Annotated in this window: 13 protein-coding genes; 8 read left to right on the forward strand and 5 right to left on the reverse strand. The window is 66.2% G+C overall.

What is annotated here, in order from left to right:
• Positions 1-12: 12 nt before the first annotated feature.
• Positions 13-1,482, reverse strand: coding sequence for an aldehyde dehydrogenase (locus tag G6N46_RS15575; protein ID WP_138247829.1), 1,470 nt, complete (start codon positions 1,480-1,482; stop codon positions 13-15).
• Positions 1,483-1,693: 211 nt separating this feature from the next.
• On the opposite strand from G6N46_RS15575, the gene G6N46_RS15580 reads away from it, so the two are divergent.
• The 8 genes from G6N46_RS15580 (at position 1,694) to G6N46_RS15615 (ending at position 8,220) form a co-directional block, all read left to right on the forward strand.
• On the forward strand, positions 1,694-2,299 hold the full coding sequence (locus G6N46_RS15580; protein ID WP_133428003.1) for a TetR family transcriptional regulator: 606 nt from the start codon (positions 1,694-1,696) through the stop codon (positions 2,297-2,299).
• Positions 2,296-3,495, forward strand: coding sequence for a cytochrome P450 (locus G6N46_RS15585; RefSeq protein ID WP_133428002.1), 1,200 nt, complete (start codon positions 2,296-2,298; stop codon positions 3,493-3,495). The genes G6N46_RS15580 and G6N46_RS15585 overlap by 4 nt, the downstream gene beginning before the upstream one ends.
• Positions 3,496-4,323, forward strand: coding sequence for an SDR family oxidoreductase (locus G6N46_RS15590; protein WP_133428001.1), 828 nt, complete (start codon positions 3,496-3,498; stop codon positions 4,321-4,323). It abuts the gene before it with no gap.
• Entirely contained in the window at positions 4,320-5,708 is a 1,389-nt protein-coding gene (locus G6N46_RS15595) for a lanosterol 14-alpha demethylase (RefSeq protein ID WP_138247828.1), read from the forward strand. The genes G6N46_RS15590 and G6N46_RS15595 overlap by 4 nt, the downstream gene beginning before the upstream one ends.
• A gap of 1 nt (position 5,709) precedes the next feature.
• Positions 5,710-5,916 (forward strand): ferredoxin Fdx, encoded by a 207-nt coding sequence (locus tag G6N46_RS15600; RefSeq protein WP_061002518.1) that lies wholly within the window; start codon positions 5,710-5,712, stop codon positions 5,914-5,916.
• Between the two features lie 17 nt (positions 5,917-5,933).
• Positions 5,934-6,497, forward strand: a complete 564-nt coding sequence (locus tag G6N46_RS15605) for a nuclear transport factor 2-like protein (protein ID WP_138247827.1) — start codon at positions 5,934-5,936, stop codon at positions 6,495-6,497.
• A 96-nt stretch (positions 6,498-6,593) separates the two neighbouring features.
• A complete protein-coding gene (locus tag G6N46_RS15610; protein ID WP_061002522.1) occupies positions 6,594-7,724 on the forward strand; it encodes an NDMA-dependent alcohol dehydrogenase in 1,131 nt (376 codons plus the stop codon).
• A gap of 73 nt (positions 7,725-7,797) precedes the next feature.
• Complete coding sequence (locus G6N46_RS15615) at positions 7,798-8,220, forward strand: nuclear transport factor 2 family protein (RefSeq protein ID WP_234880509.1); 423 nt, start codon at positions 7,798-7,800, stop codon at positions 8,218-8,220.
• Here G6N46_RS15615 and G6N46_RS15620 read toward each other — a convergent pair.
• The 4 genes from G6N46_RS15620 to G6N46_RS15635 are packed head-to-tail and all read right to left on the reverse strand — an operon-like array spanning position 8,208 to position 13,562.
• A complete protein-coding gene (locus G6N46_RS15620; protein ID WP_407665112.1) occupies positions 8,208-9,182 on the reverse strand; it encodes an NAD-dependent epimerase/dehydratase family protein in 975 nt (324 codons plus the stop codon). The two genes, G6N46_RS15615 and G6N46_RS15620, sit on opposite strands and share 13 nt — an antisense overlap.
• A 23-nt stretch (positions 9,183-9,205) precedes the next feature.
• Complete coding sequence (locus tag G6N46_RS15625) at positions 9,206-10,171, reverse strand: SDR family NAD(P)-dependent oxidoreductase (protein WP_235688644.1); 966 nt, start codon at positions 10,169-10,171, stop codon at positions 9,206-9,208.
• 8 nt (positions 10,172-10,179) lie between these two features.
• A complete protein-coding gene (locus G6N46_RS15630) occupies positions 10,180-12,396 on the reverse strand; it encodes an MMPL family transporter (protein ID WP_138247882.1) in 2,217 nt (738 codons plus the stop codon).
• Entirely contained in the window at positions 12,396-13,562 is a 1,167-nt protein-coding gene (locus G6N46_RS15635; protein WP_138247823.1) for a thiolase family protein, read from the reverse strand. The genes G6N46_RS15630 and G6N46_RS15635 overlap by 1 nt, the downstream gene beginning before the upstream one ends.
• Between the last annotated feature and the right edge of the window lie 445 nt (positions 13,563-14,007).

The raw sequence follows: 14,007 nt of genomic DNA on the forward strand, positions 1-14,007 counted from the left end.
CGGCGACCAGGCCTACGTGGCCAGCGTGGCGATGCACTTGGTCTCCAGGTACTCCTCGAACCCGGCGATACCCATCTCCCGGCCGTTGCCGGACTGCTTGTAGCCGCCGAACGGTGCGTCGGCGGAGTACCAGACACCGCCGTTGACGTTGACGGTCCCGACGCGCAGTCGCGCGGCCACGCCGGCCGCCCGCTGCGGGTCGGCCGAGAACACCGTGCCGGACAGGCCGTACGGCGAGTCGTTGGCGATGCGGACGGCGTCGTCGTCGCCGTCGTGGGCGATCACGGTGAGTACCGGCCCGAAGATCTCCTCGCGGGCGACGCGGGCCGAGTTGTCCAGTCCGGCAATGACGGTCGGCTCGATGAAGAAACCGGTGTCGCGGTCGGCCGGCCGGCCGCCACCGCACGCGAACGTGCCACCCTCCTCGATGGCCAGGTCCAGATAGCTCTGCACCCGGTCACGCTGGCGGGCCGAGATCACCGGGCCGCAGACGGTGCGCGGGCTGGACGGATCGCCCGGTTTGATGCCACCCATCGTGCCTGCCGCGGCCGCGACGGCCTCGTCGTAGCGGGCCCGCGGTACCACGAGCCGGGTGGTGATCGCGCAGCCCTGGCCGGCGTGCATCGATGCCGTGAACGCCGCCATGGCGCAGGCGCCGGCCACGTCGGCGTCGTCGAGAACCAGGAACGCCGACTTGCCGCCGAGTTCCAGGAACACCTTCTTGATGGTCTCGGCGGCATCGGTCATCACGGCGCGGCCGGTGACAGTCGAGCCGGTGAACGAAACCATGTCGACGTCAGCATGTTTCGACAGCATGGCCCCGACGCCGTGATCCCGAGAGGTGACGATGTTGATGGCGCCCGCCGGGAAGTCGGTGTGCTGGGTGATCAGTTCGCCGAGAACCGCGGCGACCCACGGGGTGTCCGGTGCGGGCTTGAGGATCAGGGTGTTGCCCGCCGCGAGCGCCGGACCGATCTTGGCCAGGTTGATCTGGTGCGGGAAGTTCCACGGCGTGATGGCGCCGACGACGCCGACGGCCTCCCTCGCGATGGTCCGGTTGGTCGGAATCCCCTGCGGCGTGGCATGTCCCAGGTCGGTGGTCCACTGGTAGCTCTCCGCGGTGTCGGCGGCAAAGCTCAGGTCCTCGATCGGGCCGTCCAAATGCGCTCCGGCGGTGAGCATTCGGGGCGCGCCGGCTTCGGAGATCGTCAATTCGCGCAATTCAGCACTGTGGTCACGCATGGCCTGCTGCAACTGCCGCAGGCACCGCACGCGAAGCTCCACGTTGGTGGACCAGTCGGTCTCGTCGAAAGTCCGACGGGCGGCGTCGATGGCGTCGACCATGTCGCCCACCGTGGCGTCGGCTGCCACGCCGAGGACTTCCTCGGTCGCGGGATTTACGGTCGGGAATGTGCCACGCGAACCCGGCACCAATTTTCCGTCGATGAGAAGGCGACTTTCGCGATCACCCAGCAAGGTCATCTGCACTCCTGCCCACTGGACGATGTCCAGCAATGTGAATTTTCGTTGGACAACTGTCCGACAACGTTCAGTCGAACCATAACCTCACGCGCCGTCGAGTAGCAAGAGTCAGGCGGTATCGGTCCTCATTTTTCGCGCATAAATAGCTGTTCAACAGGTATTATCCGGAAACATCTTGCCTTCGCGGCAGGCCGTCGGCTAACTTGGACATGTGTCCAGCGATGCAGTGGCCGCGCTCACAAGCGCCAGCCAAGAAGCGGACGACCAGCCGCGCAACCGCCGCCAAGAGGAAACCTTCCAGAAGGTTCTGGCCGCCGGTCGCGAAATGCTGCGAGAGTCCTCCTACGCCGACCTGACGGTGCGGGCCGTCGCCGCGCGCGCCAAGGTCGCGCCGGCAACCGCCTACACCTACTTCTCGTCCAAAAATCACCTCATCGCCGAGGTGTATCTGGACATGGTTCGGCAGGTGCCCTACTTCACCGACGTCAACCAGACGATGGCCAGCCGGGTCGAGCAGGCACTGCGCAGCCTCGCACTGGTCGTCGCAGACGAACCCGGGGTGGCCGCGGCGTGCACGACGGCCCTGCTGTCGGGCGACGACGAGACCGTCCGCAAGGTGCGCGACCGCATCGGTGGCGAAATCCACAAGCGCATCCGGTCAGCCGTCGGACCCGACGCCGATCCGCGCCTGCTCTCGGCCCTGGAGATGACGTACTTCGGCGCGCTCGTCAACGCCGGCAGCGGCGCGTACACCTATCACCAGATCGCCGACCGGCTGGCCTACGTCGTCGGACTCATCGTGGGAGACAACGCATGACAGCCAATGTGGAGCTACTGATCGACCCCTACAGCTACGACTTCCACGAGGATCCGTACCCGTACTACCGGCGGCTGCGGGACGAGGCGCCGATCTACCGGAACGACAAACTCAACTTCTGGGCACTGTCCCGCCACGAGGACGTGCTGCGCGGTTTCCGGAACAGCACCGCCCTGTCCAACAAGCACGGCGTCTCGCTGGATCCGATCTCCCGCAACGCCGAAGCCCACCGCGTGATGTCCTTTCTGGCCCTTGATGATCCGGCGCACCTGCGGCTGCGCACCCTGGTGTCCAAGGGGTTCACCCCGCGGCGCATCCGTGAGCTGGAGGGACGGGTCACCGAGATCGCCGTCCAGCACCTCGACGAGGCGTTGCAGAACAACAGCTTTGACTACGTCGACGATTTCGCGGGCAAGCTGCCCATGGACGTCATCAGTGAGCTGATGGGCGTCCCGCAAGAAGACCGCGTGCGTATCCGCGCGCTCGCCGACGGTGTGATGCACCGCGAAGACGGGACGGCCGATGTGCCGCCGTCCGCCATGGCCGCATCGGGTGAGTTGCTGATGTACTACGCCGACATGGTCAAGCAGCGGCGCAAGAGTCTGTCCGATGATCTCACCTCGGCGCTGGTGGAGGCCGAGATCGACGGCGACAAGCTGACCGATGACGAGATCATGGCATTCCTGTTCCTGATGGTCATCGCCGGTAACGAGACCACCACGAAACTGCTTGCCAATGCGGCGTATTGGGGACACAAGAACCCCGGGCAGCTGGCGCCGGTGTTCGACGACCATGAGCTGATCTCGCCGTGGATCGAGGAGACGCTGCGCTACGACACGTCGAGCCAGCTGCTGGCCCGGGCCGTCGTCGAGGACCTCGAGTTCTACGGCACCACCGTGCCGGCCGGTGACGTACTGGTGCTGCTGGCCGGCTCGGCCAACCGCGACGAGCGGGTGTTCGACCAGCCGGACGAATACCGCATCGGCCGCGACATCGGTTCCAAGCTCGTGAGTTTCGGCAGCGGCGCCCATTTCTGCCTTGGCGCCCACCTGGCCCGGATGGAAGCCCGGGTCGCCCTGACCGAATTGTTCAAACGCATCCGGAGCTACGAGGTGGACGAGGACAACTCCGTCCGCGTCCACTCGAGTTCCGTACGCGGATTTGCCCACCTCCCAATGACAGTGAAGGCACGCTAAATGGCCCGTTTCGAACCACACCCCACCCGCAGGCCCGCCATCGTGGCCGGGGCCTCGTCGGGCATCGGCGCCGCGACGGCGACCGCACTCGCCGCGCGCGGCTTCCCGGTCGCTCTCGGCGCCCGCCGGGTGGAGAAGTGTCAGGAACTCGTCGACCAGATCAAAGCCGAAGGCGGAGAGGCGATCGCGCTGCCGCTCGACGTCACCGACAACGCATCGGTCGAAAATTTCGTCGCCAAGGCGACGGCCGCGCTCGGCGACATCGAGGTTCTGGTCACCGGCGCCGGAGACACCAACTTCGGCCGGTTGCACGAGATGACCACCGACGAGTTCGCCGAGCAGCTGCAGATTCATCTGGTCGGGGCCAACCGCATGGCGCGCGCCGTGCTCGACGGCATGGTGGAGCGCCGGCGTGGCGACCTGATCTTCGTCGGCTCCGACGTGGCATTGCGCCAACGTCCGCACATGGGAGCCTACGGCGCCGCGAAGGCCGGACTGGTCGCGATGGTGACCAACTTCCAGATGGAACTGGAAGGCACCGGCGTGCGCGCCTCGGTGGTGCATCCCGGCCCGACCATGACGTCCATGGGCTGGAGCCTGCCCGCTGAGAAAATCGGCCCGGCCCTGGAGGATTGGGCCAAGTGGGGCCAGGCCCGCCACAGCTACTTCCTGCGCGCGGCCGACCTGGCCCGCGCCATCACCTTCGTCGCCGAGACCCCGCGCGGCGGCTTCATCGCCAACATGGAACTGCAGCCCGAAGCGCCACTGACGGAGATGAAGGACCGTCAGTCGCTGGCCCTGGGCGAGGAAGGAATGCCTGGACAATGACCATCACCAAAGAGGTACAACGGGTTTCGGGTGGCGCCGAGGAACACGGCCACCTGGAGGAGTTCCGCACCGACCCGATCGGACTGATGCAGCGCGTGCGCGACGAGTGCGGTGACGTCGGCTGGTTCCAGCTCGCAGACAAGCAGGTGGTGCTGCTGACCGGAGCAGAGGCCAACGAGTTCTTCTTCCGCTCCACCGACAGCGAGCTCAACCAGGCCGAGGCCTACCCGTTCATGACGCCGATCTTCGGCGAGGGCGTGGTGTTCGACGCCGATCCCGAACGTCGGGCCGAGATGCTGCACAACACCGCGTTGCGCGGTGAGCAGATGAAGGGCCACGCCGCGACCATCGAGCGCGAAGTCCGGCGGATGACCGAGAACTGGGGCGAATCAGGCGAGATCGACCTCCTGGAGTTCTTCTCCGAGCTGACCATCTACACCTCGACGGCCTGCCTCATCGGTCCGAAGTTCCGCAACCAGCTCGACTCCCGGTTCGCGAACTACTACCACCTGCTCGAGCGCGGCACCGATCCGCTCTGCTACGTCGACCCCTACCTGCCCATCGAGAGCTTCCGTATCCGCGACGAGGCCCGGGCCAACCTGGTGGAGCTGGTGCAGGAGGTCATGAACGGGCGAATTGCCAACCCGCCCACCGACAAGAGCGATCGCGACCTGCTCGACGTCCTGGTCTCGATCAAGGATGAAGAGGGCAGCCACCGCTTCAGCGCCAACGAAGTCACCGGCATGTTCATCTCGCTGATGTTCGCCGGGCACCACACCAGCTCGGGCACGTCGTCGTGGACGCTGATCGAACTGCTGCGCCACCCCGATTTCTACGCCAAGGTCCAGCAGGAGCTCGATGACCTGTACAGCGACGGCCAGGAGGTGAGTTTCCATGCGCTGCGCCAGATTCCGAACCTGGACAATGCGCTCAAGGAGACGCTTCGCCTGCACCCGCCGCTCATCATCCTGATGCGCGTCGCGCAGGACGAGTTCGAGGTCGCCGAGCACCCGATCCACAAGGGTCAGATGGTGGCGGCGTCACCGGCGATCTCCAACCGGATTCCCGAGGACTTCCCCGACCCCGACGCCTTCAACCCCGACCGGTACGAGAAGCCTCGCCAGGAAGACCTGCTGAACCGGTGGACCTGGATTCCGTTCGGCGCCGGCAAGCACCGCTGCGTGGGGGCGGCCTTCGCACAGATGCAGATCAAGGCCATCTTCTCGGTTCTGTTGCGCGAGTACGAGTTCGAGATGGCGCAACCCCCGGAGAGCTACCAGAACGACCACTCCAAGATGGTCGTCCAGTTGGCCCGGCCCGCCACGGTGCGCTACCGGAAGCGGGATTCGGCGGGCAAGAGCGCAGCGACCGGGGAAGTTGACTGAGATGGGCAGTTATCGCGTTGAAGTCGACCGCGACCTGTGCCAGGGCCACGCCATGTGCGCCCTGGAAGCGCCGGACTACTTCAACGTCCCCAAACGCGGCACTGTCGAGATCCTCGACGAGACCCCGCCCGACGACGCGCGCGACGAGATCGAGCGTGCTGTCGCCGAGTGCCCCACCCAAGCCCTGTTCATCCGCGAAACCAGCTGAAAACAAAGGACAAGACAATGACGTCATTCCCCCGCGCACAACTCGAAGACTGGGTAGAGCGGTGGCTGCAGGTCAACCGTGACGCCGAGGCGGCCGGCGACTGGAAGCCCATGGCCGACTTCTACACCGAGGACGCCACCTACGGCTGGAACATCGGCCCCAAGGAAGACGTGATGTGCCTCGGCAAGGCCGAAATCCGCGACATCGCTCTGGGTTTGGAGATGGAGGGCCTCGAAGGCTGGAAGTACCCGTACCAACGCGTGGTGATCGACGACAAGCAAGGTGAAGTGGTCGGCTTCTGGAAGCAGGTCGTCACCGATCCGGAGGATGCGTCGGCCCCGGAACGGGAGATTTACGGCATCGGCGGCAGCTGGTTCCGGCTGGAGAACGTCGACGGGGAACCGAAGATCGCCTGGCAGCGCGATTTCTTCGACTTCGGCCACGTGCAGAAGCTCTATTTGGACCTGATGACCGCCGGCAAATTGTCCAAGGGCATGCAGCAGCGCATCCAGCGCAGCCTGGCCGGCGAGCAGCTGCCGGGCTACTACCCGCTGGGTGAGGCCCCCGTCCCGATCTGGTGAAAAACCGGCCAAGCAGTTGGTTGGGGGGTGGGGTGTGACGAACGTAACTTTTACCTCTACGCTAACTGAAACAGGTTCTAGTGGAAGGCGCATGCGGTGAAGACAAAAGGTGCTCTCATCTGGGAGTTCAATCAGCCGTGGTCGATCGAGGAGATCGAGATCGGCGACCCCGTCAAGGACGAGGTCAAGATCCAGATGGAAGCCTCGGGCATGTGCCACTCCGACCACCACCTGGTGACCGGCGACATCCCGATGGCTGGGTTCCCTGTTCTCGGCGGCCACGAGGGCGCCGGCATCGTGGTCGAGGTCGGCCCGGGCGTGGACCACATCGCCGTCGGCGACCACGTCGTGCTGTCGTTCATCCCGTCGTGTGGTGAATGTCCGTCGTGTCAGGCCGGCATGCGCAACCTGTGCGACCTGGGCATGTACCTGTTGACCGGCACCGCGGTTTCCGACGGCACCAACCGCGTGCACGCCGCCGACGGCACGCCGGTGATCCCGATGACGCTGCTGGGCACATTCAGCCCGTACATGGTGGTGCACAAGAGCTCGGTGGTGAAGATCGACCCGACCATCCCGTTCGAGGTCGCCTGCCTGGTCGGGTGCGGCGTCACCACGGGCTACGGCTCGGCGGTCCGCAGTGGTGACGTCCGTCCCGGCGATGACGTCTGCATCGTCGGTGTCGGCGGTGTGGGCACGGGTGCACTGCAGGGTGCTCTCAACGCCGGTGCACGCAATGTGTTCGTCGTGGATCCCGTTGAGTTCAAACGCGACAACGCCCTCAAGTTCGGTGCCACGCATGCCTACCCCGACATCTTCAGCGCCATGGCCGGCGTTGCCGAGGTCACCGAGGGCCGCATGGCCACCAAGACCATCGTCACCGTCGGTGAGCTGCACGGCGAGGACATCGACAACTACCTCAACATCACCAGCAAGGGCGGCACCTGCGTGGTGACCGCGGTCGCGAACATGGCCAGCCTGGACGTGAAGCTGAACCTGTCGATGCTGACCTTGATGCAGAAGCGCCTGCAGGGCACCATCTTCGGTGGCGGCAACCCGCACCACGACATCCCGTCACTGCTGGCCATGTACAAGGCCGGCCGCCTCAACCTCGACGACATGGTCACCCGCCAGTACAAGCTGGAGCAGATCAACGACGGCTACCGGGACATGCTGGAGGGCCGCAACATCCGCGGTGTCATCCGGTACACCGACGCCGACCGCTGAGCGAGACGCACCAACCCGAAACGGCATTCCACCTGCTGGAATGCCGTTTTGGCATGAAATGGAAGGAAATCCCTTGTCCGACAATCCCGTTGTCACCGCCTCGCAGTCGTCGTGGCGTTGCGTCCAGAGCCACGACCGCGAGGGCTGGCTGGCCCTGATGGCCGACGACATCGTCGTCGAAGACCCCATCGGCGAGGCCGTCACCAACCCCGACGGCACCGGCGTCAAGGGCAAGGAGGCCCTGGCCGCCTTCTACGACACCAACATCGGGCCCAACCAGCTGACGGTCACGTGCGAGGAGACGTTCCCGTCGAGCTCACCCGACGAGATCGCCTACATCCTGGTGCTGCGCACCGAATTTCCGAACGGTTTCGTGGCCAGCGTCCGTGGCGTCTTCACCTACAAGGTCAACGCCGAGGGGCTCATCACCAATCTGCGCGGCTACTGGAACCTCGAGGCCATGACGTTCGAGCAGACCGCCGATCAGACCAACTGATTGTCGGCGTAGAACCGGGCCGCGCGGCGAATCGCATTCACCGTCGGCTCCGGTTCCCAGCCCAGTTCCCGCCGCGCCTTGCTGTTGGCGGCCGGTGACGTCATGTGCAGCAACCGCGTGATGGTGACCAGCGGCGGAATCTTGCCCGGGCGCAGCGCGCGCAACGGCTGCGTGGCGTAGGCACCGGCGTACATCGCGGCCTTTGGCACCCCGAATCGTGGTGGCGGCACGCCGATTTCGTCGGCCGCCGTCTCCAGGATGGTGCGCAGTGTCAGGTAGCTCTCTGAGATGATGTAGCGCTCGCCGACGCGGCCGCGCTCGGCGCCCAGGAGCAGCGCGCGGGCGGCGTCCTCGATACCGACCACTTCCGCGGCCGCATCCGAGGCATAGAACCGCATCCGGCCGGCCGCGGTGCGCGCCACGATCTCACCGTGCGGCGTCGGCTGCCAGTCCCGTGGACCGTAGGTGTTCGACACGCACATCGCTACGGCCGGTAGTCCCCGCTGCGTCGCCGCGTCCAGCACGAGTTGTTCTGCGGCACGCCGTGATCGGACGTAGTCACCGCCCTTGTCCGCCCAGTTGAACGGGGTGTCCTCATCGACGACCGACCCGTCACCGCTGACGGCGATGGTGCAGATGGTGCTGACGAACACGAACTTGTCGAGGCCGGCGTCCACCGCGATGTCCAGCACCTGACGCAGTCCGTCGACATTGGTCCGGAACAACGGCGCCGGGTCGGGCAGCATGGCCCGGGCGTCCACGACGCAGTAGAAGACGACGTCCCGGTCGGCCATCGCGGCCCGCACCGCGTCGTCATCGAAAATGTCTCCGTAGCAACGCTCGACGTCGAGGTCATCGATGCCGCGGGTCGAGCTGGTCTGCCGCAGCAGCACCCGGACGTCGTCGCCGCGTTCGACGAGCTGCCGCGTCACGTGGGAGCCGAGGAAGCCACTGGCTCCCATCACCAGTGACCTGCGCGGTGCCATCAGGCGCGCGGCCCGACCGGCTGACCGAGCAGGCGGTCCGGCTGCGACCACCACGGCGCGGCGTCGGACTCGCCGATGCCGGTGATGTCGTTGGCCTCGACGAAGTACTCGTGCACCCGCTCGGGGGCGACGGCCGGTGCGCGCTTGCCCCATTTCACCGACAGGAAGCCGCTGTCCCCCATCGATTTCTGGTGCAGCACGTAGGGAGACATCGAGCGCGCACCACGGCCGACGGTGACCCCGCCGAACGTCCATGCGATGTACGGCAGCACCCGGCGCCAGTACACCTGACTGAACTGACCGCGCTCCCGCAGGATGTTCGTGCCCGGCATCACGCCCGGATCGAAGTACGCCGCGGACATGCCCTCGGGCACCAGCCGTCCCGTCGCGCGCGACAGGTAGAACAGGCCGAGCTTGGTGCGCGCGTACGCCTGCACACCGTCATCGCTGGGCAGACACTGCTCGGCGAGGGGCTTCCATTCCGCGGTCTTCACCCGCGCCAGCCGCTGGAACAGCGTCTGGCGAATCGTCGGTGACCCGACGATCATCACCCGGGCATCGGCTGCCAGTTGCGGGCTGATGCGTGCCAGTAGCGCGTGCGGGCCGAAAAGGTTGGTGGCGACGGTCAATTCGATGCCGTCGGGACTGAGTTCGTGGGCGTCGTTGCGCAGCACCGCGGCATTGAGCACGACGGTGCTGAGCGGCGGGATGACGCCGTCCGTCACCAAGCGGGCGATGTCCGCGGCGGCACGGCGCACACTTTCCTGCGAGCCCTGATCGCACACCACGATGTGGGTGGTGCCACCGGCGGCGCGGTCGCCGAGCAGTGCCTTGAGCTCCTCGCCCCGCTCGGCGTTCCGGACGGGCAGCACGCAGTGCCAGCCCGGCGTTCCCACGATCCGTTGCGCCAGTCCGAGGCCCAGCCCGGAGGTGGCGCCCGTCAACAGCAGACTGCGGGTTTCCATCTGATTCATCACCCGACTTCCGCTGGAACCGACGAATTGCTGCACGGTGCAACCTCATTCAGCCCGATGCGGGCATGCAGGCGAGCCAGCGGCGCGGGCGCCCACCAGTTGGCCTTGCCCAGCAGCACCATGACGGCCGGTAGCAGGACAGTGCGAATCACGATGGCGTCCACCAGGATCGCGACCGCCAGCCCGAACCCGAAGATGCGCAGGAACGACACCTGGGAGGCCACCAGTCCGGCGAAAGTAATCGCCATGACGAGCGCCGCGGCAGTGACGATGCGGCCGGTGCCGGCCAGACCGAGAGCCACCGATTCGCGGCCGGCCGCATCGGATCTGTCCGAGGCGAGCCAGAATTCGCGGATGCGGGCGATGATGAACACCTCGTAGTCCATCGACAGCCCGAACGCGACGCAGAACATCAACACCGGCATGGTCGACACCAGAGTGCCCACCACCGTGGTGCCCAGCCCGCCCAGGTGCCCCTCCTGGAAGATCCACACCAGCGCCCCGAACGTCGCGGTGAGCGACAAGGCGTTGAGCACCAACGCCTTCAGCGGGATGATCACGCTGCCGCTCAACAGGAACAGCAGGACGAACATCACCGCCGCGATCAACCCGAGCATGGTCGGCACCCGGCTTGCGATGGCCTCGACGCCATCGCGGTTGGACTGCGCGGCTCCCGTGAACAGTGGCGTCATCCCGGCCGGCGGCGGCACGGCGTGCAGCCGGTCCAGCGCTTCGTCCGACGCTGCGCTGAACGGCAGCGTCGTGGTGGTCACGGTCAGGAAGCTGGCGTCTTTCCCGGTCCCGGCCTCGTGGCCGGCGGGTCCGATCGCGCGTCCACCGGCATAGGTGGCACCCGGCCCGGCCGCGGCCACCACCGTCGGCACCTTGGACAACTCCGCGGCGTAGGCGTCGATGGCAGCATTGTCTCGCGTTCCGTTGCCGTGCAACAGCACGATGTGCACCGGCAGGCCGGCGTCCTGCGTGAAGTCACTGCGCATGTGGTCACCCACCTGCCGGGCCGACGATGTGGTCGGCAGGATGCGGTCGTCGGGGAAGCCGAATTTGATGTTGAGGAACGGCAGTCCGACGATCACCAGCGGAATCAACGTGACGGCCGCCGCGATGCGAGGCCGGCGCATGACGGCGTGTGTCCAGGTGTACCAACGGGATTCGGTGAGCGGGCCACGCTGGCCCGGCTTGCCGATCCGCTTGCCAGCCAGCCGGATGGCAGCAGGCGTGATGACGAGCGCGGCAAGAGCCGCCATGGCCACCACCGACACCGCGCCGTACGCGAACGACCGCAGGAAGTACATCGGGAAGACCGCCATGGTCGCGAGGCACAGCGCGACCGTCGCGGCCGAGAACACCACCGTCCGGCCGGCGGTGCGCATGGTGCGCCGCAACGCCTCGTCGGGGTGGGAGCCGTCGCCGATCTCCTCGCGGTACCTGCTCACCAATAGCAGTGAGTAGTCGATCGCCAAGGCCAGCCCCAGTGCCACGGCGAGGTTGAGCGCGAACACCGAGACGTCGACGAACTCGGCCAGAACCCGCAGAATCGCAACGGAACCCGAGATCGCGAACGCCCCGACTGCGAGCGGCACCAGCGCTGCAACGACACCACCGAAAACCCACACCAGCACCAGGAACGTCAGCGGCAGCACGATTGCCTCGCTGAGCGTCAGGTCATGCCGGCTCTGCTCGTTGACCGCGGAATACACGGCTCCCGGACCGCCCGCCGAGATGGTCAGCCCCGGATCACGTTGCCCGACATAGCGTTCCACCAACGTGGTCGAGGACGCGATGCCGGTGGTCTCGTTGCCGTCCATGAACGCGATGACCAGCGCGGAGCGGCCGTCCTTGCTGACCAGACCGGCCGCGACCGGGTCGGGCGCCTCGAACGGTGACAGCACCCGCGCGACGTGCTCGGTGCCGCGCAGCTCGGTGACCAGCCGGTCGACCGCCGCGCGCACTGGCGCCGAGGCCACCGGTTCCTTCGCCTGCACCAGCAGGTTGAGGTTGACGAAGCCGCGGTGAAACTCTTCGGTGAGCACCTTGTTGGCGCGGTTGGACTGGGCGTCGGGGTCGGTGAAGCCGCCTGCGCCGAGCAGGTCCGCGACGGGCGCGGACAGGATGCCGAAGAGCGACATCAGCACCACAGTGGCAAGGAGAATCCTTTTGGGCGCGGCGATCACCACGCGCGAGATCAGATCGAGCATCATGCCGCCGGCGGGAAGACGTTGAGCACGACGGCGGCGCCGAGGCCACCCGCACTGACGATCGCGCCCGCGCCGATGCCGCCGCCGCGGCGCTGCAGTTCGTTGATCAAGGTGCCGGCCACGCGGGTACCGGAGGCGCCATAGGGGTGGCCGAGTGCCAGGCCGCCGCCATGCACGTTGAGCCGGTCGCGGCTGATGTTCAGCGAGCGCTCGTAGGCGATGCCGATCGAGGCGTAGGAGTCGTGGACGTCGTAGAGGTCGACGGCCGCGGTGCTGATGCCGGCGCCGTCGAGGGCCCGCCGGGTGGCGGTGATCGCCGCGTCGGTGGCGCGCTCGGGCTCGGAGCCCACGACCGACCAGCCGATGATCTCGGCCAACGGTGTCAGGCCGTGCAATGACGCGAAGTCCGGGTCACAGATCATCATCGCGGCGGCGCCGTCGGTCAGGCCCGTCTGATTGCCGGGCGTCACCGTGCAGTCCTCACCGAGGAACGACGTCAGTGCGGACAGGTTGGTCATGTTGAATTCGCGGCATGGCAGCTCGTCGGCGAAAACCTCTGTGCCGTCGACGGTTACCGCAACCTTCTCGGCATCCAGGACGCCGCCCTCGATCGCATCGGAGGCCAGCGTATGCGCCCGGGCCGACCACTCGTCGACCTCTTCACGCGTCAGGCCGAACTGCCGCGCGGTGCCTTCACCGAGGGTCCGGGCCAGGTCGAGCGCGGGCATCTCACCGATACCCGGATGCATCGGGGCGATCTGGGTGTCGGTGATCCCCGTAGCCGCGAAGTGCGGACCGGCCAGCGGCGACGCCGACGGCGTGTTCAGACCGCCGGCGATGACGCACTTGCCCATGCCCGCCTTGATGGTCGCCACCGCCTGGTGCATCGCCATCATTCCCGACGCGCACCAGCCGCCGACCGCGACCGCGGGGGTGTCCAGCGGCAGTCCCATGTCCAGGGCCGAGTAGCGGGCGATACAGCCGCCGCCCTGCAGCACCTCACCGAGCACGATGTTGTCGATCAGTTCGGGGTCGACACCCGAGCGGTTGATCACCTCGCGGATCACGGTGCTCGCCAGGTCGAACTCAGAAACGTTGGCCAGTCCACCTACCAGCGAACGCGTGAACGGGGTCCGCGCATACGCAACGACTACGGGATTGGTCAAGGTTCTTGTCCTCCTCGGCAACGACGTCCGCTTGTGGCACCGCGCAATCCGCGGACTGCCCAGAACTGTCGTGTGCGCGCGGACATAACGGCATGGCTGTTCTTCGTTGTGCTGATTTCAGCAACTAACGGCAATAGTTTGTAGCACGCAAATCGACCGCGGTCTATATTCCATCAACGTAAATATCCACGTCAGCAGCGTTAATTATGGATTTAGCGAACTAGTTAGAACTTGTTTCAATAATTGCTCACGGCAAGTATCGATGTAACCCCCATCACAGTCGGAACGGCGTTGGCGCACAACCGATAACAGCGTTTCGAACACCATTTGCCGATGCGGTGGATCGGGCCCTTGACCGCGCAGTCAGTTCGGTGAACCCTGCCGCTGTGGCAAACCACCGACTGCCATCACAGCAAACTCTGGGCTCGACAGCATCCGGTAGAAC

It is taken from the genome of Mycolicibacterium phocaicum, assembly GCF_010731115.1.
Lineage (GTDB): Bacteria > Actinomycetota > Actinomycetes > Mycobacteriales > Mycobacteriaceae > Mycobacterium > Mycobacterium phocaicum.

Excerpts from the sequence above, each read along its gene's own strand:
- G6N46_RS15575 (WP_138247829.1), bottom strand. The coding sequence starts at position 1,482 with ATGACCTTGCTGGGTGATCGCGAAAGTCGCCTTCTCATCGACGGAAAA.
- G6N46_RS15585 (WP_133428002.1), top strand. The coding sequence starts at position 2,296 with ATGACAGCCAATGTGGAGCTACTGATCGACCCCTACAGCTACGACTTC.
- G6N46_RS15590 (WP_133428001.1), top strand. The coding sequence starts at position 3,496 with ATGGCCCGTTTCGAACCACACCCCACCCGCAGGCCCGCCATCGTGGCC.
- G6N46_RS15595 (WP_138247828.1), top strand. The coding sequence starts at position 4,320 with ATGACCATCACCAAAGAGGTACAACGGGTTTCGGGTGGCGCCGAGGAA.
- G6N46_RS15600 (WP_061002518.1), top strand. The coding sequence starts at position 5,710 with ATGGGCAGTTATCGCGTTGAAGTCGACCGCGACCTGTGCCAGGGCCAC.
- G6N46_RS15605 (WP_138247827.1), top strand. The coding sequence starts at position 5,934 with ATGACGTCATTCCCCCGCGCACAACTCGAAGACTGGGTAGAGCGGTGG.
- G6N46_RS15620 (WP_407665112.1), bottom strand. The coding sequence starts at position 9,182 with ATGGGAGCCAGTGGCTTCCTCGGCTCCCACGTGACGCGGCAGCTCGTC.
- G6N46_RS15625 (WP_235688644.1), bottom strand. The coding sequence starts at position 10,171 with ATGGAAACCCGCAGTCTGCTGTTGACGGGCGCCACCTCCGGGCTGGGC.
- G6N46_RS15630 (WP_138247882.1), bottom strand. The coding sequence starts at position 12,396 with ATGCTCGATCTGATCTCGCGCGTGGTGATCGCCGCGCCCAAAAGGATT.